The sequence below is a fragment of the Cellulomonas sp. NPDC057328 genome (assembly GCF_042667215.1).
In the GTDB taxonomy this organism is placed as follows: Bacteria; Actinomycetota; Actinomycetes; order Actinomycetales; family Cellulomonadaceae; genus Cellulomonas.
The window spans coordinates 1-10,583 of sequence record NZ_JBHUZW010000132.1; the positions used below are offsets into that span (position 1 = coordinate 1).

General features: G+C 75.6%; 11 protein-coding genes and 1 pseudogene. 7 read left to right on the forward strand and 5 right to left on the reverse strand.

Going from position 1 to position 10,583, the window contains the following annotated elements:
* Positions 1-313: pseudogene (locus tag ACFUMH_RS16895) on the forward strand (DNA polymerase III subunit gamma and tau); the annotation flags it as partial.
* Between the two features lie 18 nt (positions 314-331).
* Here the strand turns inward: ACFUMH_RS16895 and ACFUMH_RS16900 are convergent.
* The gene (locus ACFUMH_RS16900) at positions 332-694 is read right to left on the reverse strand and encodes a VOC family protein (RefSeq protein WP_378208314.1); all 363 of its coding nucleotides are present in this window, start codon (positions 692-694) and stop codon (positions 332-334) included.
* 98 nt (positions 695-792) lie between these two features.
* Between ACFUMH_RS16900 and ACFUMH_RS16905 the strand changes: the two genes are divergently transcribed.
* From ACFUMH_RS16905 to ACFUMH_RS16920, 4 genes are all read left to right on the forward strand, one after another.
* Positions 793-1,563: a TetR/AcrR family transcriptional regulator C-terminal domain-containing protein gene (locus ACFUMH_RS16905; protein WP_378208317.1), complete on the forward strand. Its 771-nt coding sequence runs from the start codon at positions 793-795 to the stop codon at positions 1,561-1,563.
* 106 nt (positions 1,564-1,669) lie between these two features.
* On the forward strand, positions 1,670-2,275 hold the full coding sequence (locus ACFUMH_RS16910) for a peroxiredoxin (protein ID WP_378208320.1): 606 nt from the start codon (positions 1,670-1,672) through the stop codon (positions 2,273-2,275).
* 9 nt (positions 2,276-2,284) lie between these two features.
* Positions 2,285-2,884, forward strand: coding sequence for a recombination mediator RecR (gene recR / locus ACFUMH_RS16915; RefSeq protein ID WP_378208323.1), 600 nt, complete (start codon positions 2,285-2,287; stop codon positions 2,882-2,884).
* Positions 2,885-2,945: 61 nt separating this feature from the next.
* Positions 2,946-3,569: a DUF5063 domain-containing protein gene (locus ACFUMH_RS16920; protein WP_378208326.1), complete on the forward strand. Its 624-nt coding sequence runs from the start codon at positions 2,946-2,948 to the stop codon at positions 3,567-3,569.
* Positions 3,570-3,703: 134 nt separating this feature from the next.
* Here the strand turns inward: ACFUMH_RS16920 and ACFUMH_RS16925 are convergent, their stop codons facing one another.
* The 4 genes from ACFUMH_RS16925 to ACFUMH_RS16940 form a co-directional block, all read right to left on the reverse strand.
* The gene (locus tag ACFUMH_RS16925; protein WP_378208329.1) at positions 3,704-4,864 is read right to left on the reverse strand and encodes an ABC transporter permease; all 1,161 of its coding nucleotides are present in this window, start codon (positions 4,862-4,864) and stop codon (positions 3,704-3,706) included.
* A 5-nt stretch (positions 4,865-4,869) separates the two neighbouring features.
* Positions 4,870-5,856, reverse strand: a complete 987-nt coding sequence (locus tag ACFUMH_RS16930) for an ABC transporter ATP-binding protein (RefSeq protein ID WP_378208332.1) — start codon at positions 5,854-5,856, stop codon at positions 4,870-4,872.
* A 120-nt stretch (positions 5,857-5,976) separates the two neighbouring features.
* Complete coding sequence (locus ACFUMH_RS16935) at positions 5,977-6,591, reverse strand: cellulose binding domain-containing protein (protein WP_378208335.1); 615 nt, start codon at positions 6,589-6,591, stop codon at positions 5,977-5,979.
* A 25-nt stretch (positions 6,592-6,616) separates the two neighbouring features.
* Positions 6,617-7,954, reverse strand: a complete 1,338-nt coding sequence (locus ACFUMH_RS16940) for a cellulose binding domain-containing protein (protein WP_378208338.1) — start codon at positions 7,952-7,954, stop codon at positions 6,617-6,619.
* Between the two features lie 240 nt (positions 7,955-8,194).
* Here ACFUMH_RS16940 and ACFUMH_RS16945 point away from each other — a divergent pair, with 240 nt between their 5' ends.
* Positions 8,195-9,478, forward strand: coding sequence for an aspartate kinase (locus ACFUMH_RS16945; RefSeq protein ID WP_378208341.1), 1,284 nt, complete (start codon positions 8,195-8,197; stop codon positions 9,476-9,478).
* A gap of 3 nt (positions 9,479-9,481) precedes the next feature.
* On the forward strand, positions 9,482-10,540 hold the full coding sequence (locus tag ACFUMH_RS16950; protein ID WP_378208344.1) for an aspartate-semialdehyde dehydrogenase: 1,059 nt from the start codon (positions 9,482-9,484) through the stop codon (positions 10,538-10,540).
* Positions 10,541-10,583 lie beyond the last annotated feature (43 nt).

Here is a 10,583-nt window from a genome sequence, read left to right on the forward strand (position 1 = left end):
CCCGTGGGCGTCGCCGCCGCCCGACGACGGCGGCTCCCGGCGGCCGGCGCCCACGCGCCCCGCCGGCGCCGCCCCCACGGCGGCGCACGCGACGGGCACCGCACCGGCGCCCGCGACGGGCGCCCCCACGTCGGCGCGGGAGCGCGGCATCGCGGCGGCGCGCGCCGCGCAGAGCCAGGCGCGCACCGCCGAGCCCGACGAGCCCAGCCCGGACGACCCGACGATCTCGTCGTCCGGGCTGGTCGGCGCGCCGCTGGTCATGCAGGTGCTCGGCGGCCGGGTCATCGACGAGCAGGTCGACGGCGGGCTGTGAACCGCCCGCCGGCGACCGTCACACCCACTGCACGAGCTGCCAGACGATGCCGTTCGGGTCGACGAACTGGCAGTACCGCTCGCCCCACGGCTCGGTCTCGGGCGGCGTGACGACCTGCGCGCCGGCGGCCGCGATGCGGGCGAACTCCGCGTCGAGGTCGTCCACCACGAAGGCCAGCAGCAGGCCCTGGCCTGCCGCGCCGGCGTGCGACGCGGGCCGGAACGACGACAGCCCGGTGCGCAGCAGCGCCACGTGGGCGTGCGCCTGCGAGTGCTCGAGCGCGACGAAGCCGTCGGCGGCCATGCCGCGGACGAAGCCCAGGTGCTCGGTCGCGAAGCGGGCGGACGCCTCGACGTCCGGCACGTTGAGGGACAAGCTCATGGAGCTGGCGTGCACGGGACCTCCTGAGTCGGGACCACACAACTACGTACGCTGTACAACGTCAGCCGCGACGCGGTGTTCCCGGACGGTGGGGTGAGATGGCGCGGGACCTCGTCGACCTGCTCTGGCGCGACCACCCGGACGCGCCCCGCGGCGGCACGCGCGGGCCGCGCGCCCGCGTCTCGGCCTCCGACGCGGTCGACGCCGCCGTCGCGCTCGCCGACGCCGAGGGCCTCGCGGCCGTCACCGCCCGGCGGCTCGCCGGCGTCCTCGGTGTCTCGGCGATGGCCCTCTACACGCACGTGGGGAGCCTCGACGACCTGCACGTCCTCATGGCCGACGCGGTCCACGCCGCGATGCCGCGCGAGCCGTACGCCGACGACACGTCCGCCGACCACGCCTCCGCCGCCGACGCCCTCGCCGACCGCACCTGGCGCCGGCGCGTGCGCGCGGTCGCCGAGACCAACCTGACGCTGCTCACCGAGCACCCGTGGCTCCTCGACGTCGCCGACCAGCGCACGGCGCTCGGGCCGGGCACCATCGCCAAGTACGACCACGAGCTCCACGCGCTGGACCCGCTGCACCTGCCGGACGCCGACCGCGACGCCGCCCTGACGTTCGTCCTCGACTTCGTCCGCGGCGCCGCGCGCGCCCGCCGGCCCGACCCGCACGGTGCCGCCATGGCCGCGGAGTGGGGGACGTGGGGCCCACGGCTCGCCGCGTACCTCGCCGACGCGCACCCCCTGGCGCAGCGCGTCGGCGCGGCCGCCGGCGCCGAGCAGGGCGCCGCGTACAGCCCGGACCACGCGTGGCGGTTCGGCCTCGACCGGGTCCTCGACGCCCTCGGCGCCCTGCACCGCGACGCCTGACGCCGCGACGCCCGCCCGCGCCGGGCCGAGGCACGGCTGCACCGGGCGGTCCCGCGGACCGGGCCCGACCTTGACGTCCGACGCGTCGCCCGCGACCGTGGCGGCCGTGCCCGCCCCCCACGTCCCGGCCGCCGACGCGCTGGCCCAGCTGCCACCGGACCTGCCCGCGCCCGTCGACGACGGCGCCGCGCGGCACCTGCCGGGTGCGCGCCTGCCCGCGGTCGCGCTGCCGTCCACGGCGGGCGCGGCGGTGGAGCTGTCGGCGCTCGACCGGGCCGTCGTCTTCGTCTACCCGATGACGGGCACGCCCGGCGTCCCGCTGCCGGAGGGGTGGGACGCGTTCCCGGGTGCGCGCGGCTGCACCGCCCAGGTCTGCTCGATGCGGGACCACCTCGCGGAGCTGCGCGCCGCCGGCGCCGGCGAGGTGCTCGGCCTGTCGGGCCAGTCGGCCGCCGACCAGCGCGCCGCGGCGGAGCGCCTGCACGTGCCGTATCCGCTGCTGTCGGACGAGGACGGCGCTGCAGCGCGGGCGCTGCGCCTGCCGACGTTCGCGCTCGGCGGCCGCACGTACCTGCGTCGGCTCACGCTCGTAATCCGCGGCGGCGTCGTCGAGCACGTCTTCCACCCCGTCTTCCCGCCCGACGCGCATGCCGACGAGGTGGTCGCGTGGTTGCGCGCGCACGACGCCGCCGGCGGCCCGCCGAGCGCCTAGGCTGGCGGGGTGTACGAGGGCGCGATCCAGGACCTGGTCGACGAGCTCGGGCGGCTGCCCGGCGTCGGTCCCAAGAGCGCCCAGCGCATCGCGTTCCACATCCTCAGCGCGGACCCGTCGGACGTGCGCCGGCTGGCGGACGCGCTGACCGAGGTCAAGGCGCGCGTGCAGTTCTGCGAGGTGTGCGGCAACGTCGCGCAGGAGCCGCGCTGCCGCATCTGCCGCGACCCGCGCCGGTCGCCGGCGGTCATCTGCGTCGTCGAGGAGCCCAAGGACGTCGTCGCGATCGAGCGCACGCGCGAGTTCCGCGGGACGTACCACGTGCTCGGCGGCGCCATCAACCCGATCGCGGGCGTCGGCCCCGACGACCTGCGGATCGCCCAGCTCATGACGCGCCTCGCCGACGGCACCGTCACCGAGGTCATCCTCGCCACCGACCCGAACGTCGAGGGTGAGGCCACGTCCACCTACCTGGCGCGGCTGCTGGTGCCCATGGGGCTCACCGTGAGCCGGCTCGCGTCCGGCCTGCCGGTGGGCGGCGACCTCGAGTACGCGGACGAGGTGACGCTCGGCCGCGCCTTCGAGGGCCGACGACGGCTGAGCGCGTGACGTCGGCGCCCACGACGACCGCGCCGCCCGTGCGGCGCACACCAGCGAGAGGGACGACGAGATGACCGAGGACCAGCGCGGGGGCGACGTCCCCCCGGCAGGCGCGTCCCTGGACGATGAGCGTCCGCTCGCCGACGCCGACCTGCGCGAGATCGGCGAGTCCGTCGCGCAGGAGTCGCGCAGCTTCCTCGCGACGGTCACGGAGGTCGCCGCCGGGTCCGCCCCGGAGGCGTCGATGCCGCTGCTGCTCCTCGCGGTGTCGGACCTGCTGGCGGCGGGTGCGCGGCTCGGTGCCACGACCGACGTCGTCCCGCCGTCCCGCTTCGAGCCGGACGTCGGCCCCGACGCCGACCTCGAGCCGCTGCGCGTGAACCTGGCGAACCTGTTCGACGGCATCGACGAGTACGTCGAGGTCATCGACCCGATCCTCGGCCCGGAGATCGAGGAGTCGACGATCTCGGGCGACCTCGTCGCGATCGTCGGCGCGCTCACGCAGGGCCTGGCGCACCACGACCGCGGGCACGTGCTCGAGGCGCTGTGGTGGTGGCAGTTCAGCTACCTGTCCGACTGGGGCGAGCGGGCCGCGAGCACGCTGCGCGCGCTGCAGACGATCATCGCCCACGTCCGTCTGGACGTGGACGACGACGTCGCCGCCGAGGCGGAGTACGACGCCCTCCAGCCCTGACGCCCCGCCCACCTCCGCCAAGCCACCCGCCGAACGGAATGCCAGTGCGGTTCTGAGGCGTCAGAACCGCACCGGCATTCCGTTCGCGGTCGTGTGGGTGGCGGTGTGGGCGGCGGTGGCGGTGGGGGCGGGGGTCAGGCGACGCGGGTGCCGCGGGCGAGCGTGCGCTGGGGGATGCGGAGGCGGCGGACGGCGACGACGAAGCCGAGCACGCCCAGCGACACGTTGGCGGCGAGGCCCCACGGCCAGACGGCCCCCGCGCGCTCCTGCTCGGGTCCGAACGCGCTCGACGCGGCGTCCTCGAGCCAGCACTCCTCGACCACGTCGGCCGGGCCGCCGCGCAGGTACCGGACGCCTTCGCTGACCGTCCCGAGCGGGTCGAGCCGCCCTGCACCGACCGCCTCGTCGGCCCCGGCCGGGGACGTGCCGGCGGCGTCGGCGACGACGACGAACGGGTTGAGCGCGAGCAGCCACCAGATCCGGTCGGTGTGCGTGACCTCGCGCTCGTCGGTGTAGGTCTCGCACGTCGCGTCCGCCGGGACGCCGTTCTGGAGCTCGAGCCCGTCGAGGTCCGCCCACTGCTCCGGCGGGATGCCGTGCACCGTGACGGTCTCCGTCTGCGTGACCGTGGGGAACGCGATGCCGAAGAACACGGGCGTGAAGACGGTGAGCCCGGCGACCGTGAGGAACGTCAGCACGGTGGACCCGGCGGGCCGCGCGGCGACGGTCGACCAGCCGAGGCCGACGCCGCAGACGGCGACGAGCAGCACGGCGACCACGACGACGACCCGCGGCAGCGCCGCGACCGGCACGTCGCCGAGCGCGAGCGCCACGACGAGGAACGGCACGCTCACCACGAGGAATGCGAGCGCCGCGGACCACGCCGCGAGCAGCTTGCCGACGGCGATCTCGACCGGCGACAGCAGCGTGACCTGCAGCGTCGCGAGCGTGCCCGCCCCGCGGTCGCCGTTGACGGCGGTCGACGTGAGCGTGGGCGTGACGAGCAGCCCGAGCCCCAGCACCAGCACGGTGACGATCGCGAACAGCAGCGGGCCGCGCGACGGCGGGTCCGACTCGGTCCGGCTGATCGCGGCCAGGGCCCCCGACGACAGCAGCGTGATCGCGCCGACCACGACGACCCACACGACCAGCGCCGTCTTCCAGCGCGACGAGCGCACGCGCTGGCGCAGCTCGAGCGCCGCGACCGTCCGCACGCCGTGCCACGTCAGCGACCAGGTGCCGCCGCCCGCGTCGGCCGGCCGGGTCGTCGTCACGTCCTGCGCCTGCGTGCTCACGCCGGTCACCGCCGTTCCTCGTCGAGGGCCAGGTAGGCCTGCTCCAGCGCGCCGCCCGCGGGCGCGACCTGCACCACGGGGACGCCGGCCGTGACGGCGTCCCGCACGAGCGCCGCGGCGGCCGCGTCGCCGTCGAGGTCGAGCAGCACGCCGCCGTCGTCGTCGGCCCGCCACGGCACGCCGGCGCCGTCGAGCCACGCGACGAGCACCGCACGGTCCAGCGCCCGGACGCGCCACGTGCGGCGCGCGGCCGTCGCGTCGTCGGCGACGTGCCCGGCGACGGTCCGCCCGCGCGAGAGGAACACGGCGTCGTCCGCCATCTCCTCGAGCTCGGAGAGCACGTGGCTGGAGACGAGGACGGTGCGGCCCTCGTCGGCGAGGCGGCGCAGCAGCACGCGCAGGTCGACGCGCGAGCGCGGGTCGAGGCCGCTGGCCGGCTCGTCGAGCAGCAGCACCTGCGGGTCGTGCACGAGCGCGCGCGCCAGGCCGAGCCGCTGCTTCTGCCCGCGGGACAGGACGGCGGCGGGCCGGTCGGCGTACTCGGACAGGTGCACGGTCGCGAGCAGCTCCTCGACGCGCCCCGGGACGGTCGCGCGCGGGACGCGGTAGGCGTCCGCGAACGTCGTCAGCACCTCGCGCGCGGTCAGCGAGTCCCACGTGCCGAACGCGTCGGGCATCCACCCCGTGCGCGCGCGGGCGGCGGCCGACTGCGTCACCGGGTCGGCGCCGGCGACGCGCACCTCGCCCCCGTCCGGCACGAGCAGCCCGGCGAGCACCAGCAGCAGCGTCGTCTTGCCGGAGCCGTTGGGCCCGACGAGCGCGGTCACGGCGCCGGCGCGGGCGACGAGGTCGACGCCGTCCAGCGCCTGCACGGCGCCGAACGCGCGACGCAGGCCGCGCACCTCGATGCCGTGCGCGGCGAGGACGGCGGCGGGGGCGCTGCGGGGCGCGCTGCCGGGTGCGACGTCGGGTGCGAGCGGGTCGTCGGGCATGCGCCGACGGTAGGCCCGCGGTCCCGGGCGGCGGGTCCACCCCTGGTCGGACACGTGGGTGTGCGCCGTCAGCCGCCGGTGCGGGGTGGACGATCTCGTCGCCCCGCACCGGCGGCCGGCTCAGGCCCCCGGGGTGCCGCCGGGCGTGGTCGTGGGCGCCGGTGTCGCCGTGCCCGACCCCGTCGGCGTGGGGACCGGGTTCCAGGTCCGGGTGGGCGTCGGCGTGGGGGTCGGGGTCGACGTCGGCAGGCCCCAGCCGTGGGTGGGTACCGGGTACCCCGTGCAGACCTCACCGTTCAGGCGCACGTTCATCGGGTCGCGCGGCGCGGCGGTGCTCGTGCCCTGGAAGCCGAACTCGAGCGTGCCGCCCGCCGCCACCGACCCGTTCCACGCGTGGTAGCGCGCCGAGTAGGCGGAGCCCGAGTACGTCGAGCCCTGCACGGGGGTCGCGGTCACCGTGGCGTTCCACCCGCTGACGGGGGCCGTGCCCGGGACGACGTCCATCCACTCGACCACCCAGCCGCCGGTCTGGGCCGTCGGCGTCGTGACGCGGACGTGCGTGACGAAGCCGCCCGGCCAGGTGTGCGTGCGGAACGTGGCGCTGCACCGTTCGGCGGTCAGGCCCATGGCCGTGCCGTTGAGCGCCGCGGCGGTCAGGCTCGTCGCCGTCAGGACGGCCGCGGCGAGCACGGCGACGAGCGCACGGGTGCGCGTGGTGAGGCGGCGGGCGGTCATCGTGCTCTCCTCCGGTGCGGGCGGGTCAGCAGCCGGTGCGCTGCGCGCCCGTGACGACGTCGTCGAACCACAGCGTGTCGGCGCCGTCGCCGTAGCTCTCCCACCCGAGCTTGAGGTCGGTCAGTCGCGGCGCCCACGACCTCGCGTACCACTGGCGGTCGACGTCGTGGTTCGGGCTGCCGTCCGCGACCAGGCCCGGCACCTCGGCGCCGTCGAGCCACGTGGTCAGGCGGCCGGACGTCCCGTCGACGAGGGCCTCGACGCAGTGCCACTGCTGCGTGGGCAGCGGGCGGGACAGCGCGACGCCGGCCGGGCTCTGCTCGGGCAGGGTCGCGTCGTCGGACGACCGGTTCCACTGCAGCGCGCCGTTCTGGCCGCCCATCCGCAGGTCCTTGCCGCCGTCGTTCGCGTCGCGCATCGCCAGGAACGTCACGTGCGACGCCGGCAGGGCCGTGGTGTGCCGGACCCAGAAGCGCAGGTACGTGACCGGGGGCGGCGTGGCGCCCGCGGGCAGCGACGCGCCCTGCGCCTGGACGAAGACGTGGTTGCAGTAGCCGACCGCGCCGTCGACGCGCAGCGAGCGGCTGCCGCTGCGGGCGACGGACGAGTCGATGCTCGCGCGGCCCGTGCCGGAGCAGTCGGGGTGCACGACCGTCCACGGCGCCGACGGGGTGGTGGACGTCTGCGTCTCGAAGCCGTCGCAGAACGCGCCGCTGCAGGTGCCGGGCTGCTGCGTGGGCGTGGGCGTGGGTGTGGGGGTCGGGGTCGGGGTCGGGGTCGGGGTCGGCGTGGGCGTGGGCGTCGGGACGACGGTCGGCGTGGCGGTGGGCGTCGGCGCGACCGTCGGCGTCGGGACGGACGTCGGCGTCACCGTGGGGGTCGCGGTCGGCGTGGCCGTGCGCGTCGGCGTCGGCGGGCCGCCGTGGTCCGTCGGCAGCGGGAGGGCCTCGCCCTCGCACAGCACCCCGTCGAGGCGGAACGAGTCCGGCCGGGGCGCGGGGTGGACGGTCGACGTGCCCTGGTAGCCGAACGTCACCGTGCCGCCGGCGGGGACCCGGCCGTTCCACGCCGCGTTCCGCGCGGTCCACGTCCCGCCGCTCTCCGACACCTGCGCGCTCCAGCCGTTGGTCAGCGTGTGCCGACCGGAGCCCCACGTGAGCGTCCAGCCGTCGCGCGCGGGGCCGGTGGTGACCCGAACCTCGGCGACGAAGCCGCCCGGCCAGGAGCTGGCGGTCCACTGGACGGCGCACGTCTCGACGGCCTGCGCCGTGGTGGCGACGTGCACGCCCAGGGACGTGAGGAGCACCGCGACGAGCACGGCGACGACCGCGCGGGCGCGGGCGGTGAGGCGGGTGGCGGTCATGGTTCTCCCCGGACGGGCGCGGTGGTGCGGCGCGGTGCAGCGGCGACGTGCCCGGGGGCGGGGCGGGTCGCACTCGACGAGGTGAGCGTGCGCCCGGCACGGTGCGCGCGGCCAGGTCCCCAAACGCTTCAGGCGCCCGGACGCCGCTGTCCGTCTGTCGAAATCACACCCGTCCGCATCCTGGTCCGGACCTACACTCGCCCGGTCCCCCGACCGACCTGACGGGAAGCGTTGCGACCAGTGGCCCTCATCGTGCAGAAGTACGGCGGCTCGTCCGTCGCCGACGCCACCAGCATCAAGCGCGTCGCGAAGCGGGTCACGGAGGCGAAGAAGGCCGGCCACGACGTCGTCGTCGTGGTCTCCGCCATGGGGGACACGACGGACGAGCTCATCGACCTGGCGCAGCAGGTGACGCCGCTGCCCCCGCAGCGCGAGATGGACATCCTCCTGACGGCCGGCGAGCGCATCTCGATGTCGCTGCTGGCCATGGCGATCAACAACCTCGGCGTCGAGGCGAAGTCGTTCACGGGCCAGCAGGCCGGCGTCATCACCGACGAGGTGTACGGCAAGGCCCGCATCATCGACGTCAGCCCGAGCCGCATCCGCGACACGGTCGCCCGCGGCGAGGTCGCGATCGTCGCCGGGTTCCAGGGCGTCAACCCGTCGACCAACGACGTGACGACGCTCGGCCGCGGCGGCTCCGACACCACCGCCGTCGCGCTCGCGGCCTCGCTCAAGGCCGACGTCTGCGAGATCTACACCGACGTCGACGGCGTGTTCACGGCCGACCCCCGCATCGTGCCGAACGCGCGCAAGCTGGACCGGATCAGCTACGACGAGATGCTGGAGATGGCGGCCAGCGGCGCGAAGGTCCTCATGCTGCGCTGCGTCGAGTACGCGCGCCGGTACGAGGTGCCCGTGCACGTGCGCTCGTCGTTCTCGACGCACACCGGCACGCTCGTGACGAACGAGCCCGACCCCGACCTCGACAAGGACACGACCATGGAGCAGCCGATCATCGCCGGCGTCGCGCACGACCGCAGCGAGGCCAAGATCACCGTCGTCGGGGTGCCGGACGTGCCCGGCAAGGCCGCGCGGATCTTCGAGGTCGTCGCCGCCGCGGGCGTGAACCTCGACATGATCGTGCAGAACGTGTCCGCCGCCGCGACGGGCCTGACGGACATCTCCTTCACGCTACCGGCGACGGACGGCGCGACGGCGACGCAGGCGCTCACTGCGCACCAGCCGGACATCGGCTTCCAGTCGCTGCAGTACGACGACGCGATCGGCAAGCTCTCGCTCATCGGCGCGGGCATGAAGTCGCACCCCGGCGTCTCGGCCCGGCTGTTCGCCGCGCTGTCGGAGGCCGGCATCAACATCGAGATGATCTCCACCTCCGAGATCCGCATCTCCGTGGTGACGCGGGCGGACTCGCTGGACGACGCGGTGCGCGCCGTGCACACCGCGTTCGAGCTGGACTCCGAGCAGGACGAGGCCGTCGTGTACGGCGGGACGGGGCGCTGAGGCATGGCGGACAACGGGCTGCGGGTCGCGGTCGTCGGCGCGACGGGCCAGGTGGGCACCGTCATGCGGCGCCTGCTCGACGAGCGCGACTTCCCGGTCGGCTCGATCCGGTTCTTCGCGTCCGCGCGCTCGGCGGGCACCACGCTGCCGTGGCGCGGTGAGGACGTCGTCGTCGAGGACGTCGCGACGGCCGACCTGTCGGGCATCGACCTGGCGCTGTTCTCCGCCGGCGGCTCGACGTCGAAGGAGCACGCGCCGCGGTTCGCCGAGGCGGGCGCGATCGTCGTCGACAACTCGTCCGCGTGGCGCCGCGACCCGCGGGTGCCGCTGGTGGTGTCCGAGGTGAACCCGGACGCGCTGGACGAGATCCCGATGGGCATCGTCGCGAACCCGAACTGCACCACGATGGCCGCGATGCCGGTGCTCAAGGTGCTGCACGCGGAGGCCGGCCTGCGCCGCCTCGTCGTGTCCACGTACCAGGCGGTGTCGGGGTCGGGCCTCGCCGGGGCGGAGGAGCTGGACCGGCAGGTCCGCGCGGTCGTCGAGCAGGACACGCTCGGGCTCGTCCACGACGGCGGGGCTGTCGCGTTCCCGTCGCCGGAGAAGTACGTCGCGCCGATCGCGTTCGACGTCATCCCGCTCGCCGGGTCGATCGTCGAGGACGGGCTGCACGAGACCGACGAGGAGCAGAAGCTGCGGCACGAGTCGCGCAAGATCCTCGACATCCCCGACCTGCTGGTCTCCGGGACGTGCGTGCGGGTGCCGGTGTTCACGGGCCACTCGCTGTCGGTCAACGCCGAGTTCGAGCGCGAGATCACGGTCGAGCGCGCGACCGAGCTGCTGTCGACCGCGCCGGGCGTGCAGCTCGCCGACGTCCCGACGCCGCTGGTCGCCGCCGGGCAGGACCCGTCGTTCGTCGGCCGCCTCCGCCAGGACGAGGGCGCGCCCGCCGGCCGCGGCCTCGCCCTGTTCATCAGCAACGACAACCTGCGCAAGGGCGCGGCGCTCAACGCCGTGCAGATCGCCGAGGTGCTCGTGGCGCGACGGTTCGCGACCGTCTGACCCCGCACGCCCACGAGGCCCGGACCGCCGAGCGGTCCGGGCC

What these genes read in the sequence shown, in the direction of transcription:
- ACFUMH_RS16900 (WP_378208314.1), bottom strand. Translation starts at nt 694, where the DNA reads ATGAGCTTGTCCCTCAACGTGCCGGACGTCGAGGCGTCCGCCCGCTTC.
- ACFUMH_RS16905 (WP_378208317.1), top strand. Translation starts at nt 793, where the DNA reads ATGGCGCGGGACCTCGTCGACCTGCTCTGGCGCGACCACCCGGACGCG.
- ACFUMH_RS16920 (WP_378208326.1), top strand. Translation starts at nt 2,946, where the DNA reads ATGACCGAGGACCAGCGCGGGGGCGACGTCCCCCCGGCAGGCGCGTCC.
- ACFUMH_RS16930 (WP_378208332.1), bottom strand. Translation starts at nt 5,856, where the DNA reads ATGCCCGACGACCCGCTCGCACCCGACGTCGCACCCGGCAGCGCGCCC.
- ACFUMH_RS16935 (WP_378208335.1), bottom strand. Translation starts at nt 6,591, where the DNA reads ATGACCGCCCGCCGCCTCACCACGCGCACCCGTGCGCTCGTCGCCGTG.
- ACFUMH_RS16940 (WP_378208338.1), bottom strand. Translation starts at nt 7,954, where the DNA reads ATGACCGCCACCCGCCTCACCGCCCGCGCCCGCGCGGTCGTCGCCGTG.
- ACFUMH_RS16950 (WP_378208344.1), top strand. Translation starts at nt 9,482, where the DNA reads ATGGCGGACAACGGGCTGCGGGTCGCGGTCGTCGGCGCGACGGGCCAG.